24 protein-coding genes are annotated in these 24,632 nt (G+C 69.6%); 14 read left to right on the forward strand and 10 right to left on the reverse strand.

Annotation, left to right across the window (positions count from 1 at the left end):
- Positions 1-8: 8 nt before the first annotated feature.
- The 4 genes from galE to AC3EGR_RS21255 all read right to left on the reverse strand — a co-directional run bounded on the left by galE (position 9) and on the right by AC3EGR_RS21255 (position 5,671).
- Positions 9-1,010: a UDP-glucose 4-epimerase GalE gene (galE, locus tag AC3EGR_RS21240; protein ID WP_488548517.1), complete on the reverse strand. Its 1,002-nt coding sequence runs from the start codon at positions 1,008-1,010 to the stop codon at positions 9-11.
- Positions 1,007-3,181, reverse strand: a complete 2,175-nt coding sequence (locus AC3EGR_RS21245; protein ID WP_488548518.1) for a family 1 glycosylhydrolase — start codon at positions 3,179-3,181, stop codon at positions 1,007-1,009. Before AC3EGR_RS21245 ends, galE begins: the two co-directional genes overlap by 4 nt.
- Positions 3,181-4,362 carry a UDP-galactopyranose mutase gene (glf, locus tag AC3EGR_RS21250; protein WP_488548553.1) on the reverse strand — a complete coding sequence of 394 codons (1,182 nt, stop codon included), beginning with the start codon at positions 4,360-4,362 and terminating at the stop codon, positions 3,181-3,183. The genes AC3EGR_RS21245 and glf overlap by 1 nt, the downstream gene beginning before the upstream one ends.
- Before the next feature lie 112 nt (positions 4,363-4,474).
- Positions 4,475-5,671, reverse strand: a complete 1,197-nt coding sequence (locus AC3EGR_RS21255) for a glycosyltransferase (protein WP_488548519.1) — start codon at positions 5,669-5,671, stop codon at positions 4,475-4,477.
- Between the two features lie 241 nt (positions 5,672-5,912).
- Between AC3EGR_RS21255 and AC3EGR_RS21260 the strand changes: the two genes are divergently transcribed.
- The 6 genes from AC3EGR_RS21260 (at position 5,913) to AC3EGR_RS21285 (ending at position 10,720) form a co-directional block, all read left to right on the forward strand.
- On the forward strand, positions 5,913-6,887 hold the full coding sequence (locus tag AC3EGR_RS21260) for an aldose 1-epimerase (protein ID WP_488548520.1): 975 nt from the start codon (positions 5,913-5,915) through the stop codon (positions 6,885-6,887).
- Positions 6,888-7,042: 155 nt separating this feature from the next.
- Positions 7,043-7,216, forward strand: a complete 174-nt coding sequence (locus AC3EGR_RS21265; protein WP_488548521.1) for a hypothetical protein — start codon at positions 7,043-7,045, stop codon at positions 7,214-7,216.
- 128 nt (positions 7,217-7,344) lie between these two features.
- Complete coding sequence (locus AC3EGR_RS21270) at positions 7,345-8,067, forward strand: hypothetical protein (protein WP_488548522.1); 723 nt, start codon at positions 7,345-7,347, stop codon at positions 8,065-8,067.
- A gap of 99 nt (positions 8,068-8,166) precedes the next feature.
- Positions 8,167-9,273, forward strand: a complete 1,107-nt coding sequence (locus AC3EGR_RS21275; RefSeq protein WP_488548523.1) for an S-(hydroxymethyl)glutathione dehydrogenase/class III alcohol dehydrogenase — start codon at positions 8,167-8,169, stop codon at positions 9,271-9,273.
- A gap of 1 nt (position 9,274) precedes the next feature.
- The gene (fghA, locus tag AC3EGR_RS21280) at positions 9,275-10,120 is read left to right on the forward strand and encodes an S-formylglutathione hydrolase (protein WP_488548524.1); all 846 of its coding nucleotides are present in this window, start codon (positions 9,275-9,277) and stop codon (positions 10,118-10,120) included.
- An 87-nt stretch (positions 10,121-10,207) separates the two neighbouring features.
- A complete protein-coding gene (locus AC3EGR_RS21285) occupies positions 10,208-10,720 on the forward strand; it encodes a tetratricopeptide repeat protein (protein WP_488548525.1) in 513 nt (170 codons plus the stop codon).
- Positions 10,721-10,729: 9 nt separating this feature from the next.
- On the opposite strand, the gene AC3EGR_RS21290 is transcribed toward AC3EGR_RS21285, so the two are convergent.
- Entirely contained in the window at positions 10,730-11,314 is a 585-nt protein-coding gene (locus AC3EGR_RS21290; protein ID WP_488548526.1) for a lipid-binding SYLF domain-containing protein, read from the reverse strand.
- 94 nt (positions 11,315-11,408) lie between these two features.
- Here AC3EGR_RS21290 and AC3EGR_RS21295 point away from each other — a divergent pair, with 94 nt between their 5' ends.
- Positions 11,409-12,071, forward strand: coding sequence for a hypothetical protein (locus tag AC3EGR_RS21295; protein WP_488548527.1), 663 nt, complete (start codon positions 11,409-11,411; stop codon positions 12,069-12,071).
- Here the strand turns inward: AC3EGR_RS21295 and ligD are convergent.
- Both ligD and AC3EGR_RS21305 read right to left on the reverse strand, forming a co-directional pair.
- Positions 12,068-14,647 carry a DNA ligase D gene (ligD, locus tag AC3EGR_RS21300; RefSeq protein ID WP_488548528.1) on the reverse strand — a complete coding sequence of 860 codons (2,580 nt, stop codon included), beginning with the start codon at positions 14,645-14,647 and terminating at the stop codon, positions 12,068-12,070. The two genes, AC3EGR_RS21295 and ligD, sit on opposite strands and share 4 nt — an antisense overlap.
- An 85-nt stretch (positions 14,648-14,732) precedes the next feature.
- Positions 14,733-15,794 carry a ferritin-like domain-containing protein gene (locus tag AC3EGR_RS21305; RefSeq protein WP_488548529.1) on the reverse strand — a complete coding sequence of 354 codons (1,062 nt, stop codon included), beginning with the start codon at positions 15,792-15,794 and terminating at the stop codon, positions 14,733-14,735.
- Positions 15,795-16,007: 213 nt separating this feature from the next.
- On the opposite strand from AC3EGR_RS21305, the gene AC3EGR_RS21310 reads away from it, so the two are divergent.
- From AC3EGR_RS21310 to AC3EGR_RS21325, 4 genes are all read left to right on the forward strand, one after another.
- A complete protein-coding gene (locus tag AC3EGR_RS21310; RefSeq protein WP_488548530.1) occupies positions 16,008-16,496 on the forward strand; it encodes a hypothetical protein in 489 nt (162 codons plus the stop codon).
- Complete coding sequence (locus AC3EGR_RS21315; RefSeq protein WP_488548531.1) at positions 16,493-17,341, forward strand: hypothetical protein; 849 nt, start codon at positions 16,493-16,495, stop codon at positions 17,339-17,341. Before AC3EGR_RS21310 ends, AC3EGR_RS21315 begins: the two co-directional genes overlap by 4 nt.
- Before the next feature lie 221 nt (positions 17,342-17,562).
- On the forward strand, positions 17,563-17,700 hold the full coding sequence (locus AC3EGR_RS21320; protein ID WP_488548532.1) for a hypothetical protein: 138 nt from the start codon (positions 17,563-17,565) through the stop codon (positions 17,698-17,700).
- 2 nt (positions 17,701-17,702) lie between these two features.
- Positions 17,703-18,890 (forward strand): ATP-binding protein, encoded by a 1,188-nt coding sequence (locus AC3EGR_RS21325; RefSeq protein WP_488548533.1) that lies wholly within the window; start codon positions 17,703-17,705, stop codon positions 18,888-18,890.
- Between the two features lie 165 nt (positions 18,891-19,055).
- On the opposite strand, the gene metK is transcribed toward AC3EGR_RS21325, so the two are convergent.
- Positions 19,056-20,237, reverse strand: coding sequence for a methionine adenosyltransferase (gene metK, locus AC3EGR_RS21330; RefSeq protein WP_488548534.1), 1,182 nt, complete (start codon positions 20,235-20,237; stop codon positions 19,056-19,058).
- A gap of 133 nt (positions 20,238-20,370) precedes the next feature.
- On the opposite strand from metK, the gene AC3EGR_RS21335 reads away from it, so the two are divergent.
- Together AC3EGR_RS21335 and AC3EGR_RS21340 are read left to right on the forward strand one after the other, a co-directional pair.
- A complete protein-coding gene (locus tag AC3EGR_RS21335; RefSeq protein WP_488548535.1) occupies positions 20,371-21,195 on the forward strand; it encodes a lysophospholipid acyltransferase family protein in 825 nt (274 codons plus the stop codon).
- Positions 21,192-22,058: an LpxL/LpxP family acyltransferase gene (locus AC3EGR_RS21340; protein ID WP_488548536.1), complete on the forward strand. Its 867-nt coding sequence runs from the start codon at positions 21,192-21,194 to the stop codon at positions 22,056-22,058. The genes AC3EGR_RS21335 and AC3EGR_RS21340 overlap by 4 nt, the downstream gene beginning before the upstream one ends.
- A 40-nt stretch (positions 22,059-22,098) precedes the next feature.
- Here AC3EGR_RS21340 and AC3EGR_RS21345 read toward each other — a convergent pair whose 3' ends face one another.
- Positions 22,099-22,995, reverse strand: coding sequence for an alpha/beta fold hydrolase (locus AC3EGR_RS21345; protein WP_488548537.1), 897 nt, complete (start codon positions 22,993-22,995; stop codon positions 22,099-22,101).
- 58 nt (positions 22,996-23,053) lie between these two features.
- Positions 23,054-23,716 (reverse strand): ribosome biogenesis GTP-binding protein YihA/YsxC, encoded by a 663-nt coding sequence (gene yihA / locus AC3EGR_RS21350; protein WP_488548538.1) that lies wholly within the window; start codon positions 23,714-23,716, stop codon positions 23,054-23,056.
- 207 nt (positions 23,717-23,923) lie between these two features.
- Between yihA and AC3EGR_RS21355 the strand changes: the two genes are divergently transcribed.
- A complete protein-coding gene (locus tag AC3EGR_RS21355) occupies positions 23,924-24,568 on the forward strand; it encodes a c-type cytochrome (RefSeq protein WP_488548554.1) in 645 nt (214 codons plus the stop codon).
- The last annotated feature ends 64 nt before the right edge of the window (positions 24,569-24,632 follow it).

A 24,632-nucleotide genomic window follows, 5' to 3' on the forward strand; every position in this document is an offset into this window, starting at 1 on the left:
GCGCGGCATCAGCCGCGCTGCGCCATGGCCTTCTGCTCCCACCGCCAGGCGTGGGCGATGATGGTCTCGATGTCCGCGTACTGCGGCACCCAGGCGAGTTCGGCACGTGCCCGGCTGGCATCGGCCACCAGCACCGGTGGGTCGCCTTCGCGCGGCGGGTCGTCGCGCAGGGGAATCGGATGCCCGGTCACCTTGCGCGCCGCGGCGATCACTTCGTTGACCGAGTGGCCGTTGCCGTTGCCCAGGTTGTAGACCGTGGTCGCCGCGCCCCCGGCCAGCTGGCGCAGGGCCAGCAGGTGCGCCGTGCAGAGGTCCTGCACGTGGATGTAGTCGCGCACGCAGGAGCCGTCCGGCGTGGCGAAGGTGGAACCGAAGCGCGAGATGAACGGGCGCCGGCCCGAGGCGACCTGCAGCACCAGCGGGATCAGGTGCGTCTCCGGCTCGTGGCGCTCGCCGAGCGTGCCGTCCGGGTGCGCCCCCGCCGCATTGAAGTAGCGCAGGGTGATCGAGCGCAGGCCGTAGGCGCGGCTGTAGTCGGCCAGCGCCTTCTCGACCGCCAGCTTGCTGTTGCCGTAGGGGTTGATGGGCTGCTGCGGGTGCTGCTCCGTGATCGGCACTTGCACCGGGTTGCCGTACACGGCGGCCGTGGAGGAGAAGATGAACTGGCGCACCTCGCATTCCAGCATCGTGTCCAGCAGGCCCAGCGTCTGCAGCAGGTTGTTCTGCCAGTACTTCGCCGGCGCCGTCATCGACTCGCCGACCAGGCTGGCGGCGGCGAAGTGCATCACGCACTGCGGCCGGAACTCGCGCAGCAGCGCGCCCATGAAGGCGCGGTCGCCGATCTCGCCGCGGCGCAGGGGCGCATCGCCCACGGCGTCCGCATGGCCGGTGGCCAGGTTGTCGACCACCACCGGCTGGTAACCGCTTTCCAGCAGCATGCGGACCATGTGGGAGCCGATGTAGCCGGCACCGCCGGCCACGATGACCGCGGGCTGGGCGGCACCGCTCATGCGCGCGTGCCTCGCGCCTGCTCGGACTCGGCCAGCGCCGCGCAGTCCGACACGAAGCGCTTGAGCCCGTCGTCGAGCGCCGGCATCAGGATGCCGCGTTCGCTGGCCAGCGCGGAATACCTCGGCCGCGGCGCCGCCTGGCCGAGGCTCGCGCCCGGCACCGGCTGCACCAGGCGCGTGTCCAGCCGCGCCGCCTCCGCCGCCATGCAGGCAAGCGCGGACCAGGTGACGGCGCCGCGGTTGGCCAGGTGCCACATGCCGCGCTCCTCGTCCACCAGCAGGTCGAGGCAGGCGCTCACCAGGTCGGGCACGTAGGTGGGCGAGACCCACTGGTCGGAGGCCGCCACCCAGGGCTCGCCGCGCCGCATCGCCTCCAGGGCGTTGGTGACGAAGTTGTAGCGGTCCCAGGGGCCGAAGAAGGCCGCCGTGCGCACCACCAGGCTGTCGGGCTGCAGCGCCAGCATCAGGCGCTCCGCCTCGCACTTGGCGCGTCCATAGGCGTTGAGCGGCTGCGTCGCGTCGCTCTCCAGGTAAGGCACGTCCTTGCACCCGTCGAAGACCAGGTCGCTGGAGAAGCCGAGGAGGCGCACGCCGTGCGCCGCGCAGGCCTGCGCCAGCACCTGCGGACCCAGCACGTTCTCGCGCCACTGCCGCGGGTCGTGTTCGGCGTCGTCCACGCGCACGAAGCCCGCCGTGTTGATGACGGCCCAGGGCTGCCAGCGCTCCAGTGCCGCCGCCACCGAGGCCGCGTCGGCCACGTCCATGTCCGCACGGCGCACGAGGTGGTGCGGCAGCCCGCGCATGGCGCACACGCGCGCGAAGGCCTGGCCCAGCGTGCCCGTCGCGCCGGTGATCAGCAGGGGACGGCCGCTGACCGGCCGGTCCAGCACGGGGCCGTGCGCGGGATGGCGCAGGCGCTCACGCCGCTCCCACCAGCCGGGGCTGTCCAGCGCGGGATGGCTGGGCGTCTCGCCGGCGGCCAGCTGCGTGGCCAGGCGCGCGAGCGCGGTGCGCCGCGGCGGCGTGCTGCGCACGTCCCACAGGCCCGGCTCGTAATGTCCCTCGTCGCGGGTGACCAGGCTGTTCCAGTCGAAGCTGCCGAAGGCCGCCCAGCAGGTCACGGCGCGGATGTCGTGCCCCTGCACCCGGAGTTCGCCGGCCGCGCTCCAGGCCTGGTGCAGCCAGCGCATCTGTTCCTCGCGCGAGCAGCCCAGGTGCACTTCCGTGATCGCGACCGGCAGGCCGTAGCGCTCGCTCGTCTCGCGCAGGCGGACGGCGAAGCCGCCGATGCCGGCGCCGCACACGCGCACGGCCTCCACGTCCGCGTAGCGGTCCCGCCCGTTGCCGCCCACGGCATGGGCGGGATAGAGTTCCGTTCGCCCGTCGAGGTGCCGCTCGCTGGTGAGGTAGCTGTTGATGCCGACGATGTCGGGAGGACAGGGCTGCGCCCGCAGGTCCTCCAGCTCCTGCTCGGTCGCGCCGGACCCGCGCAGATAGGGCCACAGCGGGTGGTCGGCATCGACGCGACCCGCGAGCAGGTCGAAGCAGAGCCAGCGCCGCTGGTTCTCGAAGTCGGCCTGGTACTCCAGCCCCGGGCTGCTGGTGCTGAACCCGAGGTCCTCGGTCTGCACCAGCTGCGCACCGGGGTGCACGGCGCGGATCGCGCGCATCGCCAGCACGGTCCCGCGCACCTGGTTCAGGAGCGCGCGCACGAAGCTCGCGTCATCGCGCCGGTGCGGGTACCACAGGCCGTACAGGCCGCTGAAGCGTGCCGTCGTGAGCGGCTCGTTGACGGGCGTCCACGCGTCGATTTCCGGGTAGTGCCGCGCCACCGCGGCCGCGTAGTCGGCCAGCAGTTCGGGGAAGGCCGGATCCAGCAGGTCGGTCCACGCGGGGCCGCTGCCATGGTGCAGGAGGCCCGCGATGGGCTTCACGCCCAGCTCGCGCAGCCGCGCGATGCGCTCGTCGCTCCACTGCCAGTCGTGGCTGCCGCGCTCGCGCTCCGTGCGCTCCCACACGATCGGGAAGCGCATGCGGGTGATGCCCAGGCCGGCCAGGCGGTCGAGGTCGTCCAGCCGCTCGGCAAAGCCGCTTTGCGGCAGCTGGTCCTTGAATCGGTCGCCGACCCGGTTGAGCGTGCACTCCGGCCCGGCCCACAGCTCCAGCGGCATCAGGCGGCCACACCCGGGACGCTGACCGCTTCCGCCGCGTGGATGCTCCGGTCGGCGGCCTCGTGGGCGGCGTGCAGCTTGCGGAAGGCGGCCAGCGCCTGGCCGACCACCTGGTCCATGTTGTAGTAGCGGTAGGTGGCGAGGCGTCCGACGAAGGTCACGTCGGGCGTGTTTTCCGCCTCCGCCTCGTAGCGCCTGTACAGCTCCGCGTTCTCGGGCCGCGGCACGGGGTAGTAGGGATCGCCTTCGGCGCAGGGGTACTCGTACACCACCGAGGTCGTCGGGTGCTCCTGGCCGGTGATGTGCTTGAACTCGCTGATGCGCGTGTAGCCGTACTCGTTGGGGTAGTTGACCGTGCCGACCTGCTGGAACTGCTCCTTGGGCACGTTGACGTGCTCGAAGCGCAGGCTGCGGTACGGCAGCTTGCCGTACTTGTAGTGGAAGAACGCGTCCACTGGCCCGGTGTAGATCATGTGCTGCCAGGGCACCAGGTCCACGATCTCGCGGTAGTCGGTGTTGAGCATGACCTTGATGTTGGGGTGGGCCAGCATCTTCTCGAACATGCGCGTGTAGCCGTGCAGCGGGATGGCCTGGAAGCGGTCGTTGAAGTAGCGGTCGTCGCGGTTGGTGCGGGTGGGCACCCGCGCGGTGACGCTGGCGTCCAGCTCGGACGGATCCAGCCCCCACTGCTTGCGGGTGTAGCCCCGGAAGAACTTGTTGTACAGCTCGCGGCCGACCTTGCTGACCACCACATCCTCGGAGGTCTTGACCTGCTCGCACTTCTCCGCCACCGATTCGAAGAATTTCTCCAGCTCAAAGGAGGTCAGGCTCAGGCCGTACAGCTTGTTGATGGTGTCCAGGTTGATGGGCAGCGGCACGAGCTGGCCGTCCACGCTCGCCAGCACGCGGTGCTGGTAGGGGCGCCACTGCGTGAACCGGGAGAGGTACTCGAAGATGTCTTCCGAGTTGGTGTGGAAGATGTGCGGCCCGTAAGGGTGCACGAGCACGCCGGCGTCGTCGTAGCGGTCGTAGGCATTGCCGCCGATGTGCGGGCGCTTGTCGACGATGAGGACGCGCCGGCCCAGCACGTTGGCGAGACGCTCGGCGAGCACGCTGCCGGCAAAGCCGGCGCCGACGATCAGGTAGTCGAAGCCGCGGCCCGCGGTGGCGGCGCCGGGCATGCCGGTGGCGCCGGCGGCGCGCTGTTCTTCCTGGCGGATCTTGTCCATGGGGTACTGCTCTCCTGCTTTGTGCGATCGGCGGGGCGGACGACGTCCGCCGCGCCGGAAAAAATCAGCGCGCGCCGGCCCCGGAAGACTGGTTGGCGCCCGACGAGGACCTGGCGCGTGCCAGTTCCGCGGCGATGCTGGGCACCGCAGGCAGTTCGTCGGCCTCGCGGGCCGCCTCGGCCTGGGCGATCAGCTTGGCCATCTGGGCGGCCGTGCGGTCCCAGGAGGTGCGCGCGAGGATCGCGGCGAACTCCCGCTGCATCGCGCGCTTTTCGGCTTCCCCGCGCTGCAGGATCGCGTCGCAGGCCTGCACGAAGCCCTCGGCATCGGCCTGGATCGGGACGACGTGGCCGTAGGGCTCCACGACGTCGCGGATCGCGGTGCTCACCATCGGCCGCCCGCACGCCATGTATTCGAGCGTCTTGGTGGGGCTGATGAAGCGGGTGGACTCGTTGAGCGCGAACGGCAGCAGGCACACGTCCCAGCCGTTGATGAAGGCCGGCAGGTCCTGGTAGCCCTGCTGGCCCAGCCAGTGGATGTTGGGGCGCTGCGGCACGCTGGCCGGGTCGATCTTCACGATCGGGCCGACCATGACGATCTGCCAGTCGGGGCGGCGCTCGGCGATGCCGGCGATCAGGTCGAGGTCGATACGCTCGTCAATGACGCCGCAATAACCCAGGCGCGGGCGCGCGATGGCCTGCTGCAGCGGGTGGTCGATGGCCTGCGCACGGAAGTGCTGGGCGTCCACGCTGCTCGGAAAGCAATGCACGTTGTGGTGGCGATCGCGCTTGGCGTTGTACAGGCTGCGGCCGCCGGTGAACACCACGTCGGCCGTGCGGAACAGGGCGGTCTCCTGGTCGACCAGGTCCCTGGGCGCGCCACGGAACAGCGACAGTTCGTCCATGCTGTCGTAGATCACGCCGGACGGCTTGAGGCAGTCCGCCAGCGGCAGGGCCATGGGGGTGTAGAACCAGATCCAATAGTCGTCGATGCCGCGCAGGTGCATGTTCTCGACGATGAGACGCTGGAGCACCTGCTTGTGCTCGGCGTGGAAACCGTGGGCGGCGGCGCGCACGTGCGGCCGCCAGACCTCGACGCCGGGCGCCGCGTCGATGAACTCGATGAAGTCGTCGGCCGCACCGGGCATGGGTTCCTCGATGAAGATCACCGGCCACTGCCGGGCCAACCGCGACATGACGTGTTGCGGACGTTGGTAGACGAAGTTCCAGCGAAGGTGCGAAAAGACGACGAGTGTGTTCATGTGGGACATTTTCGAAAAAGAAAGCGCGACCATGCGGCGGTCGCTCAGGCAAATAGGTCCAGTCCTACGCAAGAGGTCGCGTGGCGCTGGCAAGGACTGGCGCGTCGGAGGAAACGAAGCAGAGCCGTAGGCTCCGTTCCTGCGCGGCGCGGGAATGCGCCTACGCCGCGTGACTCGGGCCCTGACAGCCGCCACGCATCCACACGCAGCACGATGCGCGCTCTTGCTGGAAAGGATTCCCATGGAAGTTGGGCAAGGCACTGCCGCCCCCGCCACCCTCGTGCGACCCGCCCTGTTGCCGCTGTCCGCCGGAGAGTTGCAGGTGGTGCTGGCACCCGAAGTGGGCGGCTCGATCGCCGCATTCACCCGCCGCTGGCGCGAGGGCTCGCGCTTGCGCGAGTTGCACTGGCTGCGGCCGGCCAGCGCCATTGGGCTCGCCGCGCGCAATCCGCTGGACATGGCGAGCTTTCCGCTGCTGCCCTTTTGCAACCGCATCCGCGACGGCCAGGCGTCCTTCGCGGGGCGCGAGATCCGCATGCCTCGCAACCATCCCGGCGACGATGCCGGCCATCCCCTGCATGGCCTGGCCTGGCTGCTGCCCTGGCAGGTGGAGTCGGCCACGCCGACGCAGGCGGTGCTTGGCCTGCGCGCGGCGGCGGACACGGCGTGGCCCTGGAGCTTCTCGGCCCGCCAGCACTTCGCGCTGGACCCGCGCGCGCTGTCCGTCACCATCGAGGTGCGCAACGAGGACACGGCTGCCATGCCGGTGGGCCTGGGCCACCACCCTTACTTCCCGCACCATCCGGGCACCCGCCTGCGCAGCCCGGCGCAAGCCATGTGGCGGACCGATGCGCAGGTGATGCCGGTGCAGCTCGATGCCGGTGGGCCGGTGCCCGCCTTGCGTGAAGGCGTCGAGCTGTCGCGGCTGGATCTCGACAACAACTTCACCGGCTGGGAGCACCGCGCGCGCATCGACTGGCCTGCGGATCCGCACGGGCCGCGGCGCAGCCTCACGCTGCAGGCGCAGGCGCCGCTGGACTACTTCGTCCTGTATTGCCCGCGCGGGCTGGATTCCTTCTGCGCGGAGCCGGTGAGCCAGTGCACGGACTGGCTCAATCTGCTGCCGCAGCACGGGCGCGATGCGCTGGGCGGCGCCGTCCTCGCGCCCGGCGAGAGCCTCGCCGCGAGCTTCACCTTGCGGCCGGAGTGGGCCTGAGCCGAGGCGAGGGTCGGCACGCGCCTCACGCTGGATGCGGACTCCCGCATCGACATGGGACGGCGCCGGGCCGCCTGAAACACGGACAACGGAGTGTTGCTGGCGTATCGGCCCAGGCTCAACCGTCGCACAATGCGGCTCCAAGGAGGAGCGCAATGGCCAAGGACGCCGACAAGCAACCCGCGGCGCGCGGCAGCCGGCGCTTCATCAGCCAGTTCGCCGAACTGGAATTCAGTCCCAAGCGACGCCATCGCGGCGGCCGCCTGCTGATCCTGGTCCTCCTGCTCGCCGCCCTGGCGCTCGCCTTGTACGACGCCCTGCACGGGTAAACCCGCTGTCGGCACGCTCGCCGATGCCAACTCCTGCACATCGGGTGCGGTCGCGGCGCGGCCGGCGTTGACGTCGAGCTTACAGATTGCAAAACATTGCGCATCTTCGTTTCCTGGACGTGCGCACCATGCGATTCCCGAACCCACCCGCGCGCCGCACGGCCGCAGCCTGTGCGGCCCTGCTGGCCGCGCTTGCCGTCGCTTCCTGCGGCGGCGGTGACCCGTACACGGGCCTGTGGCAAGGCACGCTGGAGGGCAACCGGTCGGCCAGCGCGATCGTCCTCGGCGACGGCACCTACTACCTCCAGTACGCGGCAACGGCCGCCGCACCCGGCGGATTGATCCGCGGCACCGGCGACTTCCACGGTGCGACCTTCACGTCCAAGGATGGGGTGGACTACCACTTCGCCTACCCGCTCCAGCGTCCCACGGGCGCCGCCATCAGCGGCAAGGTGGGCGGACACCAGACCGTCAGCGGCAAGGTGAACGCCTCACCTTTCAGCCTCAGCTACGTCAAGCCTTTCGACCCGGACGGCCGGCTCGCGGACCTCGCCGGCACCTACCCGGGCGTGGTGACCTTCTCGCTCGGCCTGCGCCAGACCACCTTCGACGTGACCGGCGACGGCAAGCTGACGACCGTGCTGAACGGCTGCACCATCACGGGCCAGGCGGTGCCGCGCAATGACGACGCCTTCGACCTGACCATCCAGTTCGCCGGCTACCCCTGCGTGTTTCCGGGCGCGGTGTTCCAGGGCGCCGCGATCTACAGCCACGAGCTGCAGCAGCTCGATGCCGCGGTGGTGAACGGAACCTACGGCCAGGCCATCACGTTCACCGCCAGCAAGAGGTAGGCGCGCCAGCGCGGCCGCCGGCGCCGCGCGGCCGCGTTGCGCGCCCCCCGCGGGCGCCGAAAACTGCGAAGCTTCGCCTTCCCCTGGAAGGACGAAGACATGAAGACACGCGCCGCCGTCGCCTGGCAGGCAGGCCAGCCGCTCGCCATCGAAGAACTCGACCTCGAAGGCCCGCGGGCCGGCGAAGTGCTGGTGGAGGTGAAAGCCACCGGCATCTGCCACACCGACTACTACACGCTCTCGGGCGCCGATCCCGAAGGGCTCTTCCCCGCCGTGCTCGGCCACGAAGGCGCCGGCGTTGTGCTCGAGGTGGGCGCCGGCGTGCGTTCGCTGCAGCCCGGCGACCACGTGATCCCGCTGTACACGCCCGAATGCCGGCAGTGCAAGTTCTGCCTCTCGCGCAAGACCAACCTGTGCCAGGCGATCCGCACCACCCAGGGCAAGGGGCTGATGCCCGACGGCAGCTCGCGCTTCTCCCTCAAGGGCAAGCCCATCCTGCACTACATGGGCACCTCCACCTTCGCCAACCACATCGTCGCGCCCGAGATCGCGCTGGCGAAGATCCGCAGCGACGCGCCCTTCGACAAGGTCTGCTACATCGGCTGCGGCGTCACCACCGGCATAGGCGCGGTGATCTACACGGCCAAGGTGGAGGCGGGCGCCAACGTGGTCGTGTTCGGCCTGGGCGGCATCGGCCTGAACGTGATCCAGGGCGCGCGCATGGTGGGCGCGGACAGGATCATCGGCGTGGACCTCAATCCGGCGCGCGAGGCGATGGCGCGCAAGTTCGGCATGACGCACTTCGTGAACCCGAAGGAACAGCCGAACGTCGTCGATGCGATCGTGCAGCTCACCGACGGCGGTGCCGACTACAGCTTCGAGTGCATCGGCAACACGGCCACCATGCGCCAGGCGCTGGAATGCTGCCACAAGGGCTGGGGCCAGAGCGTCATCATCGGCGTCGCCGAAGCGGGCAAGGAGATCGCCACGCGGCCCTTCCAGCTGGTGACCGGGCGCGTCTGGAAGGGCTCGGCCTTCGGCGGCGCGCGTGGGCGCACCGACGTGCCGAAGATCGTCGACTGGTACATGGAGGGCAAGATCAACATCGACGACCTGATCACGCACCACCTGGCGCTGGAAGACATCAACAAGGGCTTCGAGCTGATGAAGAGCGGCGAGTCGATCCGCTCCGTCGTGGTGTACTGAGATGCATGGCATCACGACGCTGGAGGAGCACCGCTGCCACGGCGGCGTGCAGGGCTTCTACGAGCATGCCTCCCGCAGCGTGGGCTTGCCGATGCGCTTCGGCGTCTTCGTCCCGCCACGCTCCGGCACGGGCACGCTGCCCGTCCTCTACTGCCTGGCGGGGCTGACCTGCAACGAGCAGACCTTCGCGATCAAGGCCGGCGCGCAGCAGCACGCGGCCGCGCACGGCCTGGTGCTGGTCACCCCCGACACCAGCCCGCGCGGCACCGGCATCGCGCAAGCGGATGCGGACTGGGACTTCGGCACGGGGGCGGGCTTCTATCTCGATGCGACGCGCGAACCGTATGCGGCCCGCTGGCGCATGGAAAGCTGGCTGCTGCAGGAATTGCCGCAGCTGCTGGCCCAGGGCTTCCCGGTGCGGCAGGACCGCGTCGGCGTGCTGGGCCATTCCATGGGCGGCCACGGCGCCCTCACGCTCGCGCTGCGGCATCCGGAGCGCTTCCGGAGCGTGTCCGCCTTCGCGCCGATCTGCGCGCCCAGCGAGGTGCCCTGGGGGCAGAAGGCCTTCCGCGGCTACCTGGGCGAGGACGAGCAGGCCTGGGCGAAGCACGACGCCGTGCGGCTGATCGCCGCCGGCGCGCGGGTGCCACCGCTGCTGGTGGACCAGGGGCTGGAGGACCAGTTCCTTGCCACCCAGCTCAGGCCCGAGCGGCTGGAGCAGGCCTGCGCCGCTGCCGGGCAGCCGCTGGAACTGCGACGGCACGCGGGCTACGACCACGGCTACTTCTTCATCCAGAGCTTCATCGCGGACCACCTCGCGCACCACGCCGCGGCGCTGAAGGCCTAGGGCCGGGCGCGGCCCGAGGCAGGCTTGTCCCCGGCGTCCGCCGGGACTAAGCTCCCCGGCCGAGGGGCGCTGCAACGAGGAGCTGGCATGAAGCATTCCCTGAGCGCGCTCATTGGCATGGCCGCCCTGGCCGCGGCAGCCGCGGCCCTGGCCGCCGGTGGCAGCGGCGGTGGCGGAGGTGGGGGTGGCGGCGCTTCCGAGGAAAGCGCTGCGCGCAACCGCGACCCGGACTACGCTGCCGGCCTGGCCGCCGTGAAGGCGAAGGACTGGCAGCAGGTGATCGCCCGCATGGGCGTCTACACGCAGCGCAAGCCGGACGACGCCAACGGCTGGAACGAGCTCGGCCACGCCTACCGGCAGACGGGCCAGATGCCGCCCGCCTTCGAGGCCTACAACAAGGCCTTGCAAATCGACCCCAAGCACCGCGGCGCCCACGAATACCTGGGCGAGGCCTACCTGCAGGTGGGCGATCTCGCGCGCGCGGAGCAGGAGCTCAAGGTGCTCGATCGCCTGTGCTTCCTGCCCTGCGAGGAATACAGCGACCTCAAGAAGAGCGTCGAGAGCTACCGCAAGGGCAAGCAGGCAAGCGCGGGGTCCTGAGGCGCCCCCTCATTGCTGCAGGGCGCTGTCCACGGTGTACACCGTGCCGCCCCAGCTCGCCTGCACGGCCATGCCGGATTCCGGCACCTGGTAGATGTCGATCGAGGGATTGAAGGACCGCACCATGCCGTCGGTGCCGGTGCTCACCGACGCGCCTACGTCAGCGCCGGCACCGCCGGCGGCCATGAACTGTTCCATCGCGCTCTTGGACTTGAACACGAACACCTGGTAGACCTTCTGCTTGCCCACGCCGGGGCCGGTGCCGGCGCGCGAGCTGCTCATGAAGGTCGGCTTCCTGGTCGCGTTGTCGAACAGGACGCCCTTGCCCTTCTGGCCGACGAACAGCAGGGCGTAGATGGAGTCCACCTCGAACACCGCGTAGCCCACGGCCTTCTCGACGCTGGCCTGCGCCTCCGGCTGGATCTTGTAGAGCTTCTGCAGGCCGTTTTCCGCGAGCTGCAGGCGCGCCTGGCGTTCGCTCTCGCGCGCTTCGGCGCTCGGCTGCGCGTCCTGTGCCAGGGCAGGGGGCGCCACCGCGCCACAGGCAGCGGCGGCGAGGGCGGCCGCGAACAATGTTTGGGGAATGCCTTGCATGCCGCGCTCCTGCTGCGAAAGACCGCCAGCATTCCGGTGCGGGCCGGGCCCGGCCATTGGACCTAGGTCCCAGCTCCCTGCTATAACGGGCGCGATGCCTTCGCCCACTGCTGCCGCGCCCGTCCCGCCCGAAGTGGAAGCCGCTCGCTACGCGCTGCTGCGGCGCCTGGCGCCGTCGATGCGCCACCACCTCGTCGTCAACCTGCAGCCCATCGGGATGATCTACGAGGTCATGGACCGGCGCCTGCGCGCCGCGACGCCGGACATCGCGCATCTGCAGGACAGCGCCGGCAAGATCAACACCTTCGCGAAGGCGGCCCTGGCCTCCTGCATCGACGTGGTCGGCTGGATCGCGCCGGACGAGGCGGTCGCCACCGACGTGACCGAAGCGGTGCGCGAGTGCTCCGCCCTGCTCGCGACGAGCCTGAGCTTTCGCGGCTACGCCTTGCGCAACGAGATCGGCCCGGTGCCGGGCAAGGTCCGCCGCTCGGCGATCCGGCAGCTGCTGACGGCCACGCTGCTGCACTGCACCGACCACCAGCCGGCGCCCGCCGAGCTGGTGCTGGGCGCCGCGGCGGAGGGCAAGGACATCGTGCTCTCGGTGCTCGTGCGACCCACGCAGGACGACAAGGGCATCGCCGCCGACGCCGGCTACCGCAAGATCGCGTGGAGCGATCTCGCCGCGCTCGCCGGCGCCGAGGGCGTGCAGCTCGAGCGCCAGGGCGCCGTGGTGCTGCTGCGCCTTCCGCCCGCCTAGGGGCGGGCGAACCCCAGCTTGTCCATGGCCGCTTCCAGCAGGGCGCGGCTTTTCTCGTAGTCGGCCCAGGGTGCGTTGCCCTCGTCCAGCCGTTGGTGCGCGGTGGCGACGGTCCAGTGGGCGCCGCCCTTGAGCGCCGCCAGCTCGTCCCAGCGCACCGGCACCGAGATGCCCAGCCCCGGGCGCGCCCGCGCGGACCACGCGCACACCGTGGTCGCGCCGTAGCCGTTGCGCAGGTAGTCGATGAAGATGCGGCCGACCCGGTTCTTCGCCCCGCTCTTGGCGACGAAGCGATCGGGCAGGGTGCGCGACAGGTGCTGCACCACCGCCTGCGAGAAGTCCTTGACCGTGTCCCAGTCCAGGCGCGGCTTCAGCGGCACCACCAGGTGCAGGCCCTTGCCGCCACTGGTCTTGAGGAAGCAGGGCAGCTGCAGCTCGTCGAGCATGGTGCGCACCAGCGTGGCGGCTTCCTGGATCTGCGCCCAGGTGACGCCTTCGCCCGGGTCGATGTCGAAGGTCATGCGGTCGGGGCGGTCGATGGTCTTCACCACCCCGTTCCAGGTGTGCACCTCCACCACGTTCATCTGCGCCGCGGACAGGAGGCCCTCCGCCGTCGCCATCTTCACCATCGGCGGGTGGCCGGGAAAGATGTCCGGGTCGAGCGGCTCGACCCCCGCCATCTTGTAGCGGTCCAGGTGCTTCTGGAAGAACAGCTGCCCTTCGACGCCGTCGGGCGCCCGCACCATCGCGATGGGGCGGTCCTCCAGGTGCGGCATCATCAGCGGCGCCACGAGTGCGTAGTAGCGCACCAGTTGCATCTTGGTGATGCCGCTTTGCGCGTCGACGATGCGGTCGGGGTTGCTGATGCGCAAGGTCGAGGGCAAAGGCGTGCTGGCCGCCGGCGCGGCGGCGGGCGCCGTGGCAGCGGCCTTGTTCGCGACGGCGCGCTTGGGCCTGGCGGCGGGCTGGTCGGGCGGCGGTTCGTGCAGCACCGGCTCCTCGCCCACCGCGTCGGCCGGCTTGTCGGTGCGCAGGCCGTGGAAGACGGAGTGCCGGATCTTGCCGTCGCGCGTCCATTCGCCGAAGGACACTTCGCACACCAGCTCGGGCTTCACCCAGTGCGCATCGCGCGGCAGGCCGGTGCCGGCGTCGAAGGACTTGCGCGGCGCGGCCAGCGCATCGAGGCGCTTGCGCAGGTCGCGCAAGGTCTGTTCGTTGAAGCCGGTTCCGACGTTGCCCGCGTAGCGCAGCTTGCCGTCGTCCCCGTGCACCCCCAGCAGCAGCGAGCCGACGCCCGTGCGCGAACCCTTGGGGTCGGTCCAGCCGCCGATCACGAACTCCTGGCGCAGCTTGCACTTGAGCTTGATCCAGTCGCTGGAGCGGCGGCCCACGTAGGCGGAGTCGCGCCGCTTGGCGATCACGCCTTCGAGGCCCAGGCGGCAGGCGGAGTCGAGCATCTCCTGCGGTGCAACGTCGAACACCGCGCTGAAGCGCACGTTGGGGTGGGGCTTGCGTTCGCAGATGCGCTGCAGCACCGCCCGCCGCTCGGTGAGCGGCACGTCGCGCAGGTCGTAGCCGGCGCAGAACGGCAGGTCGAACAGGTAGTAGACGATCTGCTCGGTGCGCTTGCTGTCGAACGCACCCTGTAGCGCCTGGAAGTCCGCCGGCGTGTCCTTGCCCGGCATGATGATCTCGCCGTCGTACCAGCCGTCCGGAAGCTCCATGGCGCGCAAGGCCTTCACCAGGCCGGGCAGGCGCGAGGTCCAGTCGTTGCCGTTGCGCGTGACCAGCAGCACCTCGCCGCCCTCGACGCGGGCGAGCATGCGGTAGCCGTCGAACTTGATCTCGAACACCCAGTCTTCAGGACGCGCCGGCGACTCGTCGACGAGTACGGCCAGTTCGGGCTGCAAGGTGTCGGGCAGCTTCTCGCGACGCGCACCTTCGGGTGGGCCGGAGCCGGCGGGCGCCGCGGCGGCCTGCGCCGTGGCCGTGCCCGGGGTGGCGAGCGCTTCGGGGCGGTCGGCCAGCGACTGCACCGAGTCGGGCATCTCGTCGACCAGGCTGAACTCGCTGGCGGGGCGCGCGAACGCGTCACGCTCCTTGATCAGCAGCCAGGGGTCCTTGCCGCGGTTGTCGCGGCCCTTCATGCGCACGAGCGTCCAGTGGCCGTGCATCTTGTGTCCGCGCAGTTCGAACTTGAGCTTGCCGTCGCGCCAGCCCTTGTGCGGGTCTTCCAGCGGGATCCAGGTGCCCTTGTCCCAGATGATCACCTTGCCCGCGCCGTAGTTGCCGGGCGGGATGGTGCCTTCGAAGCGGTTGTAGGCGATGGGATGGTCCTCGGTGGGCATCGCCATGCGCTTGTCGTTCGGGTCGTAGCTGGGGCCCTTGGGAACGGCCCAGCTCTTCATGGTGCCTTCCAGCTCCAGCCGGAAGTCGTAGTGCAGCCGGGTGGCCCAGTGCTTCTGGATCACGAAGCTGCGCGCGCCCTCGTTCGCCTCGCCGCCCTCGGCGGGTTCTGGCGTCGCGTCGAAGTTGCGCTTGTCGCGGTAGGTCTTGAGGGCGGTCTTGTCGGCCATCTCGCGTCGGGGTTGAGGGTGGGGCAAACAGCGGCTAGCGTAAGGCGAATCCACGCCCGCCGCTGTCGGCCCGACGCTCAACGCGTCAGGTGGCGCGGAACTGGTCGCGCAGCATCTTCACCTGGTCGTGGTTGCGCTGCACGCCCTGGTACTGGCGCTCCACCACCTGGCGCACGTCGGCCGGGAGGTTCTTCTGCAGGGCCTTCGTGTAGCGCGCCTTGGCGTTGTCCTCGCCGCGCTCGGCTTCCTCCAGCACCGCCTTGTCGTCGTAGGTGGTCAGCTTGGACTTGATCGACACCCAGCCACGGTGCATGGCGCCCATCGCGCTGCCGCCGTCCTCGGTCTGCGAGCCGTAGCGGCGCAGGCACTCGTTGAGCTCCTGGGCCCCGCGGCGGCAGTCGTCGGCGCGCTGCAGGAAGGTGGACTTGAGGTCCTCGCGCTTGGCCTGCTCGGCGCACTCGCGGAAGCCGTACTCGCCGTCCTTGCAGCACTCGACCAGGTCCTTGAGCACGTCGGCCACGTCGCCGCGGTCACCGTCGTTGTTGCCGGCCTGCTGCATCGCACCCACGGCAGCGCCGGAGCCGCCCGCGCCGGTGCCGCCGACGTTGGCCATCATGCCGTTGGCGCCGCCGCTGGCCGCCATGTTGGTGCTGCTCGGGGCGTAGCTGCGGTATTGCTCGTCGGCGCGCTTCCACGCGGCCTGCGACGCGGGGCTGGCACGCTGCCAGTCCAGCGAGGAGGAGCCGCGCGAGCCGGTCTCCCATTCGGAAGCGAGGCGGGGCTCGGCCGTGTCCCAGGAGTCCTGGTAACGCTCGCGACCGGACAGGCCGAGGCGGTAGGCGGGGCTGTAGTCGTCGAAGCTGCGGCCCTTCTCGTAGTACGGCTGCTTGTCGTAGTTCTCGCGCCAGAAGGCTTCTTCCGCCGTGGGGTTCACGGCTTCGCCGGCGGCCTTGCCGGCGAGCCCGCCGACCACGGCACCGACCACGCCGCCGACAGCGGCGCCGATCGGGCCGGCCACTGCGCCGGCAGCCGCGCCGGCCACTGCGCCGCCCGCCGCGCCGAGGCCCGTGCCGATCGGGTGCGCACCCGGTTCGTCGGTGATGGGATCGCGGTTCAGGTCGCGTTCTTCGCGTTCTTCAGCAGCCATGTCAGCTCCTTATGTGTTCGAGGGAAAGGTTCCCTCTCATCTTGGGACGCTGGCCCATCCGGCGTGTGCGCCAAACCCCGGCATCGCCTGTAGGAATCGTCGTGCGCGGGCGCGCGAGGCGCCGGCGGCTGAGCGCACGCACAGCCATTTGCAACGCCGTCCTACACTCGCGCCGCGAATGCTGCATCAGGCTGTGCCCAACGGGTGATGCCCATGAAATATTCGCTGCGCAAAACGCCTTCCCACCTGCACCTCACGTACAAGTACGGGGAGTCGAACGGCGGCCTGCTCGGACGCAACCTGGTGCTGGAGGTTGTCGACGACAACCTGCTGACGCTGGAAGTGGACCTGTCCGCGAACCTGCTGGCGCGCAACAAGCAGTCGCCCTGGTACCTGGACGCGGTGAGCCTGTCGACCAACTACCACAAGCTCAAGTCGCTGCAGTGCCCGGACAACCTGGTGCGCACCCGGCTGATCCGCGCCTGGGAGGGTGTCGAGAATCCCAGGCTGCGCCTGCGGCTGGTGCTCCAGCCGCGCGGCAAGTATGTGTACGAGGTGGCGCCCCATTCGCTGTTCATGGGCGGCATCCAGCTCGACGTCCAGGCCTTCCTGGAGGAGGAGTCGGAGACCACCGGAACCGGCACCGAACCAGCCGAGGCTTCGCACATCGAGGAAGCCGACCCCCACAGGAAACACGCATGAAGCCCACCATCGGATTCGCACGCTGGATGACCGGCGTCGGCGCCGCCTGCCTCCTGGCCCTGGGCTGCGCCGCTGCGCACGCCGATGCCGGCGGCCTGCGAGGCCGCTACACCGAGCTGAAGCCGCAACTGGCAAACAACTCGTACGGCAAGCAGCTTTACATCGATTCGGCCGAAGGCAACAACGCCTTGCAGGGCGACGTGTACGCGGTACTGGACCACCCGTTCGACCAGGTGAAGGAGGCGCTGCAGGACCCGAACGCCTGGTGCGACATCATGCTGCTGCCCTTCAATACCAAGGGCTGCCGTGCCAGCGGCAATGCGCTCACGCTGCGCATCGGCCGCAAGGCGAACTCGCCGATCGACCAGACCTACCCGATCGCGTTCGCGTTCAATCCGGGCGCGGCCGGCAGCGACTACCTGTCGACGCGCCTGAACGCGGGGCAGGGCCCGTTCGGCACGCGCGACTACCGCGTGAACGTGGAGGCAGTGCCGCTGGACGGCGGCAAGACCTTCATGCACATGAACTATGCGTATGCCTACGGCGGCGCCGGCAAGTTCGCGATGCAGGCGTACCTCGCGACCGCGGGCGCCAACAAGGCGGGCTTCACGGCCGACGGCCTGCGCGGTGCGGTGGAGCGCAACGCGATGCGCTACTACCTGGCCATCGACGCCTACCTGGACACGATGAACGCGCCCCAGGCCGAGCGCGTGGACAAGCGCATCAACCAGTGGTTCAGCGCCACGGAACGCTATCCCCGCCAGCTGCACGAGATGGACCGCGCGAGCTACCTGTCCCTGAAGCGGCAGGACTACGACCGCCAGCAGACGGCCAGCGTGCAGTAACGCGGGACGTCGCCACTCGAAAAGCAGGAAGCGCGAGCTCCCTGTCCGTGTTCGTGCGGCCGGCAGGCATGCCCCGCGGGAAAAACGTTGGCGCCGCTGCACGCTTTTCTTCCTGCAACCGCAGTAGGATGGGACGGCCGCTGCATGCGTTCACGCCGACCCGGCCCCGCGCGTGCGAAGGCACAAAACAGATGCACCGTCCCTGGGAGAAACACCTCCGATTGGCCGTCGTCCTCCTGGCGGTCGCCTTTGCCGTCGCTGAATTCTGGAACGTCATGGCCGGATCCGCGATCGTCGCGGTCGCGGTTTTCGTGGCGCTGCGTCCCTTGTTTCGCAGGCAACCCGGCGCGAACGAATAACCATGAACATCTGTGTGTACATCGAGGAAAACGTCGGCACCCTCGTCGAGGCCTGGGTCAAGTTCGCCCAGGCGAGGCTGCCGCCGTCGCACGCCTTCACGCACGCGGAACTGGCGGACCACGCGCGGATTCTCCTGCTCGCGATCGCGACCGACGTCGCGCGACCGCAAGGCTCGCAGGCCACCCACGACAAGTCCGAGGGAAAAAAGCCGGACAACGCTCCCGAGATCACGCGCATCGCGCGGGAGCACGCCGCCCAGCGCTTCCAGCAAGGCTTCTCGCTGGACCACCTGGTGTCGGAGTTCCGGGCGCTGCGCGCCTCCGTCATCCGCACGTGGACCAACCAGTTTCAACAGGCGGACCGCGAGACCCTGGACGAACTCACGCGCTTCGGCGAGAGCATGGACCAGGCGCTCTCCGAGTCGACTTCGTTCTACTCGAAGAAGGTCGACGAGTCGCGCAATCTGCTGCTGGGCGTGCTGGGACACGACCTGCGCACGCCGCTGGGTGTGGTCCACATGAGCGCGCACTACCTGCTGCGGGCCGACACCCTCACCGGTGCGCAGACGAAATCCGTGGCGCGCATCCTCACCGCCGCGGAGCGGATGAAGCGCATGGTCAGGGACATTCTCGATTTCACGCAGACGGCGTTCGGCGTGGCGCTGCCCATCACGCCGGCCCCGGCGGATTTCGCCGAGGTCACGCAGAACATCGTGAGCGAAGTCGCCACGCTGCATCCCGACAGCACGATCGTCCTGACCTGCGAGGGTGACCTGGCCGGCCGCTGGGATGCGGCGCGCGTGGGCCAGATGCTGGCCAACCTCATCGCCAATGCCGTCCAGCACGGGGCTGCGCAGCGCCCGGTCTACGTCGTCGTGAAAGGCGAAGGCGCCGGCGTGAGTGTGCAGGTCCACAACGAAGGCGCGCCGATCTCTGCGGAGTCGAGGGAAAACCTGTTCTCTCCGCTGCGCCAGCCATCGATGACCGAAGCGGAGCGGCGCACGGGATCGTCCGGTCTGGGCCTGGGCCTGTACATCACGAAGGAGATCGCCACGGCCCACGGCGGCTCCGTCGAAGTCACGTCCAACGACGACGGCACGACGTTCTGCGTCCGTTTGCCTCGCACGCCGCCGCTGTCCGTGGACAGGAGGGCGAGAAACGCCGACGCCGACGCGCGATCGCCGGCTTGACGGTTGCGGGCGGCGTCGTCTGCGTTGATGAAAAAAGGCGGCACCGACGCCGCCTTGGTCTTCCTGGTGCCTCAGGCCGCCCGCTGCACGCAGCGCGGCAAGCCTGTGTGGCCACGTCACATCGCTGCCCGCAAAGCGCAGGACGGGGTTACGCCCCTGCCGGCCTCATTTGAGGCCGGCCGCTGCACGCAGCGCCTGCGCCTTGTCCGTGCGCTCCCAGGTGAATTCGGGCTCTTCGCGGCCGAAGTGGCCGTAGGCCGCGGTCTTCGAGTAGATCGGGCGCAGCAGGTCCAGCATCTGGATGATGCCCTTGGGACGCAGGTCGAAGTGGTCGTGCACCAGCGAGGCGATCCGGTCGTCCGGGATGACGCCCGTGCCTTCGGTGTAGACGGTCACGTTCATCGGCTTGGCGACGCCGATGGCGTAGGCGACCTGGATCTGGCACTGCTTGGCCAGGCCGGCCGCGACGATGTTCTTGGCGACATAGCGTGCCGCGTAGGCCGCGGAACGGTCCACCTTGGACGGGTCCTTGCCGGAGAAGGCACCGCCGCCGTGCGGGCAGGCGCCGCCGTACGTGTCGACGATGATCTTGCGGCCGGTCAGGCCGCAGTCGCCCTGCGGGCCACCGATGACGAAGCGGCCGGTCGGGTTGATCAGGTAGCGGGTTTCCTTCAGCCACTCCTTGGGCAGCACCGGCTTGATGATCTCCTCGATCACCGCCTCGACGAAGGAGGCCTTCATGTGCTTGCCGTCGCTCTGCTCGGGGCTGTGCTGGCTGGACAGCACCACGGTGTCGATGCTGTGCGGCTTGCCGTCGACGTAGCGCATCGTCACCTGCGACTTCGCATCGGGGCGCAGGAAGGGCAGGCGGCCGTCCTTGCGCAGCTGCGCCTGCCGCTCCACCAGCCGGTGCGCGTAGTAGATCGGCGCCGGCATCAGCACGGGCGTCTCGTCGCAGGCGTAGCCGAACATCAGGCCCTGGTCACCGGCGCCGGTGTTCAGGTGGTCGTCGGAGGCGTGGTCCACGCCCTGGGCGATGTCGTTCGACTGCTTGTCGTACGCCACCAGCACCGCGCAGCCCTTGTAGTCGATGCCGTACTCGGTGTTGTCGTAGCCGATGCGCTTGATCGTGTCGCGCGCGACCTGGATGTAGTCGACGTGCGCGTTGGTGGTGATCTCGCCGGCGAGCACCACCAGGCCGGTGTTGGCCAGGGTCTCGGCCGCGACGCGGCTGCGGGGGTCCTGCGTGAAGATCGCGTCGAGGATCGCGTCGGAGACCTGGTCCGCGAGCTTGTCGGGGTGGCCTTCCGAGACCGACTCGGACGTGAAAAGGAAATCGTTCGCCATTGAATACACTCCGTTGGTTTGCTTGCAGAGGGCGTTGCCTTCTGCCGGAGCTTGGGCGAACGCTTTAGCAGAATTCTTTAACGTCGCCCTGCAAGTAGTTCCATAACTCGGCGACCCCCAAATTCTAACGCGCGTGAAACGCCTCTTCCAACTGCTGTCCGGGTGGCCCTTGCCGCTGCTGCACCTTGCCGGCACGGCCGTCGGCTGGCTGGCCTTCCTGCTGTCGCCTACCTACCGCCGCCGTTTTCTCGCCAACCTGGCTCAGGCGGGCTACCGCTTCGCGCAGGTGCGTGGCGCCGTGGCCGAAGCGGGCAAGCTGGTGATGGAGATCCCGCGCCTGTGGTTCGGCAAACCCGCGGCCGTGCGCTGGGACGGCTCGGACCTCATCGTGCGCCTGCGTGCACAAGGGCGCGGCATCGTGTTCCTCACGCCACACCTGGGCTGCTTCGAGGTCACGGCGCAGGCGTATGCAGCGCGCTTCGGCCGCATCACGGTGCTGTACCGGCCGGCGCGCAAGGCCTGGTTGCGGGACCTCGTCGCCACCTCGCGCGTGCGGCCCGACATGGCGGCCGTGCCCACCACGCTGGCCGGCGTGCGGCAGATGCTGCGTGCGCTCAAGGCCGGCGAGGCGGTGGGACTGCTGCCGGACCAGGTGCCGCCGCAAGGTCTGGGCGTGTGGGCGCCGTTCTTCGGCAAGGACGCCTACACCATGACCTTGCCGGCGCGGCTCGCACGCCAGGCCGGCGCGGCGGTGCTGCTCGCCTGGGGCGAGCGCCTGCCGCGCGGGCGGGGCTACACCGTGCACCTGCGCGCCTGGGAAGGCGAGCTCGCGGAGGATCCCCTCCAGGCGGCGAAGCAGGTGAATGCGGCCATGGAAGGCCTGGTGCGCGACGGCCCGCGGCAATACCTCTGGGGCTACGCGCGCTACAAGCAGCCACGCGAGGAGCCGGCCGCATGATGAGCCGCCTGGGCATCCTCTTCATGCGCGCGATCGCGCCGCTGCCGCTCGCGTGGATCCGCGCCTTCGGCCACGGGGTCGGACTGCTGCTCTACGCGCTGGTCGCTTCGCGCCGCAAGGTGGTCGACGTGAACCTGCGCCTGTGCTTTCCGCACTGGAGCGAGGCCGAGCGCAGGCGCGTCGCACGCGAAGTCTTCGTGCACGTGGCGCAGGCCTGGTTCGACCGGGCCTGGCTCTGGCATGGCCGTCCCGAGGTGATCCGGCGCCGGATCGCGCTGACCGGTGCGGTGCACGAACTGGAGGGGCAGCAGGCGACGATCCTGTTCTGCCCCCATTTCGTCGGCCTGGACGCGGGCGTGACGGCGATGGGGCAGCAGGTGCCCAGGCGCTTCGTGGGCATCTACACGCGCCAGAGCGACCCGGTGATCGATGCCTGGGTGCTCAAGGGCCGCTTCCGTTTCGGCGACGCGCGGCCCATGAGCCGGTCCGAAGGCGTGCGGGACATCATTGCCGCCCTGCGCGAGGGCGGCGTGCTGTACCTGCTGCCGGACATGAATTTCGGGGCCGAGGATTCCATCTTCGTGCCCTTCTACGGCGTGCCGGCCGCCACCATCCCTTCGCTGTCGCGCTTCGCCCGCCTGGGCCGCGCGAAGGTGGTGCCGCTGATCACGCGGCTGACGTCCACGGGCTACGAAGTGCGGGTGCTGGACGCCTGGGCCGATTTCCCCACGCGCGACGCGGTAGCGGACACCGCGCTGATGAACCTGCGGCTGCAGTCCTGGATCGACGAGATGCCGTCCCAGTACTACTGGGTGCACAAGCGCTTCAAGACGCGGCCGCCCGGAGAGCCGCCGGTGTATTGAGTCCGCGGCGAATGCGGCCCGGGGCCGACCGCCGTGCCCCTCAGCGCAGGAACGCCGCCAGCCGCTCCATCACCAGCTGCGGCTGCTCGTGCACGATCCAGTGCGACGCATCGGGCACCTTTTCCAGCGTGAGCTGCGGGATGTACTCCTCCAGCCCGTCGACCAGCTCCGGCAGCAGCGCCGTGTCCCGCAGCCCCCACAGCACCAGCGTGGGGACAGCGATGGTGAGCATCTCGCGCGGCAGCGTGATGGCCGACGCCCCCGGCTCGCCGTCGCGCGGCGGCCGCAGCGGCGAGGCGCGGTACCAGTTCAGGCCGCCGCCCAGGCTGGCGTCCCAGACCGCGCGATAGCGGGCTTTCACCTCCTCGGTCAGCCAGGGAGCGGGGCCCGCGTGCGTGAAGAACGCCAGCAGGCGCCGGTAGCCGTCCTCGCGCAGCAAAGCCTCCGCGTCCGGGCGGACCAGGAAGTTCATGTACGCACTGGCCTCGCGCTGGGCCTGGCTTTCCTTCAGGGCCCGCAGGAAGGTGCCCGGGTGCGGCGAGTTGATGATCGCCAGCCTCTGGATGCGCCGCGGCAGCTGGTTGGCGAAGTTCCAGCCGACCGCACCGCCCCAGTCGTGCGCGACCAGGCACGCAAGCGGCGCGCCTTCGCTTTCGACGTCCGCCAGCGCGGCGAGGTCCTGCACCAGGTGCTTGGCCCGGTACAGCGACACGTCGGCCGGCTGGGAGGACTGCTCGTAGCCGCGCAGGTTGGGCGCGACGCAGCGGTAGCCGCCGTTGGCCGGCTGCGCGAAATGTTCCAGCAGCGCGTCCCAGATGAAGGCGGCCTCCGGGAAGCCATGCAGGAACAGCAGCACCGGGCGGCCGCGCTCGCCGGCGGCGCGGCAACTCAGGGTGATGCCGTGGGGGAGGGCCTGCTGCCAGGTCTGGATCGCCATCGGGAAACCTCCGTGCTGTGCATTCCGGCGCGCGCGCCTTGTGCCCGCCAGTCGGCGTTCAGGACGGTTCCGGGTCCGCCGGTTCCGGCTGCGGGTGCGTCCAGTTCCACAGGAGGAGCGAAGCTTCCTCCACGCCTTGCCGCTTGAGGGCGGAGAACAGTTTCACCTCGCCGCCGCCGGTCTGCAGTCGCGCGATGGACAGCGCCTTGTTCTGCTCGGACCGGTTCAGCTTGTCGGCCTTGGTCAGGAGCACGAGGAACTTCAGGCCTTCCTCCACGCGCGGGCGGATGACCTCCAGCAGGATCTCGTCCAGCTCGGTGAGGCCGTGGCGCGGATCGACCAGCATGACCACGCCGGTGAGGTTCTCGCGCGTGACCAGGTAGTTGGCCATCACCTGCTGCCAGCGGGCCTTGTCCGCCTTGGGCACGGCGGCGTAGCCGTAGCCGGGGAGGTCGGCCAGCACCGCGTCGGTCACGCCCTGCTTGCCCAGGGAGAACAGGTTGATGGCCTGGGTGCGGCCCGGGGTCTTGGAGGCGAAGGCCAGGCGCTTTTGCTGCGTCAGCACGTTGATGCTGGTGGACTTGCCCGCATTGGAGCGGCCGACGAAGGCGATTTCGGGCACTTCCAGCGCAGGCAGGTGCTCCAGCCGGGGCGCGGTGGTGAGGAAGCGGGCAGTGTGCAGCCAGGCAACAGCCTGCAGTGCCGCGGGGGAAGTGCTCATGGGGAAGGGGAGAGGGCGAGGAGCGGCATTGTAGAATCCTCGGGTTTTGCGCCCCATAAACAAAGAAACGTGATCAAGACGCCTGCTCTCCTGCTGTTGGCCGCCGTACTGGCCGCGTCCGCGCTGCCGAACTGGGCCCAGCAGCCCGCCGCCAGCGCCCCGGAATCCGCCGCCAGTGCCGCCGCTCCCGGTGCCTCCGGGCTGACGGTGGCGCCGCCGCAGGCGTCGAGCTCCGCGCCGGCTCCGGGCGCCGCCGCTGCGACGCCCGCCGCGCCCGGTCCCAATGCGGTCGAAGCCACGGCGGCGCCGGTCAAGGCCGACCCGGCTGCGGGCGACGCCAAGTTCGCCACCGTGTGCGTGGCCTGCCACGGCGTCGGCGGCAACTCCGGCACCCCCGCGAACCCCAAGCTGTCGCAGCAGCACCCGGACTACATCGTCAAGCAGCTGCAGGAGTTCAAGGCCGGCAAGCGCCAGAACCCGATCATGCAGGGTTTCGCGGCGCAGCTGACCGACCAGGACATGAAGAACATCGGCGCCTACCTGGGCACGCAGAAGTCCAAGCCGGGCTTCGCCAAGGACAAGGAGCTGGTGTCGCTGGGCGAGAAGATCTACCGCGGCGGCCTGCAGAACCGCCAGCTGCCGGCCTGCGCCGGCTGCCACAGCCCCAACGGTGCCGGCATCCCGGCCCAGTACCCGCGCCTGTCCGGCCAGCACGCCGACTACACTGCCAGCCAGCTGGTGGCGTTCCGCGACGGCATCCGCAAGAACAGCCCGCAGATGGCGCAGATCGCCACCAAGCTCAACGACCGCGAGATCCGCGCCGTGTCGGACTACATTGCCGGCTTGCGTTGATTGAGGCCTGCTGTTGAACTAAAAGCTCACCAGCGAGACCAAGAACGGGCGGGTGCCTCGCGAG

It is taken from the genome of Ramlibacter sp. G4-7, assembly GCF_057784995.1.

Bases quoted from the DNA above. Each gene is read 5' to 3' on its own strand.
- galE (WP_488548517.1), bottom strand. From the start codon at position 1,010: ATGAGCGGTGCCGCCCAGCCCGCGGTCATCGTGGCCGGCGGTGCCGGC.
- AC3EGR_RS21245 (WP_488548518.1), bottom strand. From the start codon at position 3,181: ATGCCGCTGGAGCTGTGGGCCGGGCCGGAGTGCACGCTCAACCGGGTC.
- glf (WP_488548553.1), bottom strand. From the start codon at position 4,362: ATGCCCGGCGCCGCCACCGCGGGCCGCGGCTTCGACTACCTGATCGTC.
- AC3EGR_RS21255 (WP_488548519.1), bottom strand. From the start codon at position 5,671: ATGAACACACTCGTCGTCTTTTCGCACCTTCGCTGGAACTTCGTCTAC.
- AC3EGR_RS21260 (WP_488548520.1), top strand. From the start codon at position 5,913: ATGGAAGTTGGGCAAGGCACTGCCGCCCCCGCCACCCTCGTGCGACCC.
- AC3EGR_RS21265 (WP_488548521.1), top strand. From the start codon at position 7,043: ATGGCCAAGGACGCCGACAAGCAACCCGCGGCGCGCGGCAGCCGGCGC.
- AC3EGR_RS21270 (WP_488548522.1), top strand. From the start codon at position 7,345: ATGCGATTCCCGAACCCACCCGCGCGCCGCACGGCCGCAGCCTGTGCG.
- AC3EGR_RS21275 (WP_488548523.1), top strand. From the start codon at position 8,167: ATGAAGACACGCGCCGCCGTCGCCTGGCAGGCAGGCCAGCCGCTCGCC.
- fghA (WP_488548524.1), top strand. From the start codon at position 9,275: ATGCATGGCATCACGACGCTGGAGGAGCACCGCTGCCACGGCGGCGTG.
- AC3EGR_RS21285 (WP_488548525.1), top strand. From the start codon at position 10,208: ATGAAGCATTCCCTGAGCGCGCTCATTGGCATGGCCGCCCTGGCCGCG.
- AC3EGR_RS21290 (WP_488548526.1), bottom strand. From the start codon at position 11,314: ATGCAAGGCATTCCCCAAACATTGTTCGCGGCCGCCCTCGCCGCCGCT.
- AC3EGR_RS21295 (WP_488548527.1), top strand. From the start codon at position 11,409: ATGCCTTCGCCCACTGCTGCCGCGCCCGTCCCGCCCGAAGTGGAAGCC.
- ligD (WP_488548528.1), bottom strand. From the start codon at position 14,647: ATGGCCGACAAGACCGCCCTCAAGACCTACCGCGACAAGCGCAACTTC.
- AC3EGR_RS21305 (WP_488548529.1), bottom strand. From the start codon at position 15,794: ATGGCTGCTGAAGAACGCGAAGAACGCGACCTGAACCGCGATCCCATC.
- AC3EGR_RS21310 (WP_488548530.1), top strand. From the start codon at position 16,008: ATGAAATATTCGCTGCGCAAAACGCCTTCCCACCTGCACCTCACGTAC.
- AC3EGR_RS21315 (WP_488548531.1), top strand. From the start codon at position 16,493: ATGAAGCCCACCATCGGATTCGCACGCTGGATGACCGGCGTCGGCGCC.
- AC3EGR_RS21325 (WP_488548533.1), top strand. From the start codon at position 17,703: ATGAACATCTGTGTGTACATCGAGGAAAACGTCGGCACCCTCGTCGAG.
- metK (WP_488548534.1), bottom strand. From the start codon at position 20,237: ATGGCGAACGATTTCCTTTTCACGTCCGAGTCGGTCTCGGAAGGCCAC.
- AC3EGR_RS21340 (WP_488548536.1), top strand. From the start codon at position 21,192: ATGATGAGCCGCCTGGGCATCCTCTTCATGCGCGCGATCGCGCCGCTG.
- AC3EGR_RS21345 (WP_488548537.1), bottom strand. From the start codon at position 22,995: ATGGCGATCCAGACCTGGCAGCAGGCCCTCCCCCACGGCATCACCCTG.
- yihA (WP_488548538.1), bottom strand. From the start codon at position 23,716: ATGAGCACTTCCCCCGCGGCACTGCAGGCTGTTGCCTGGCTGCACACT.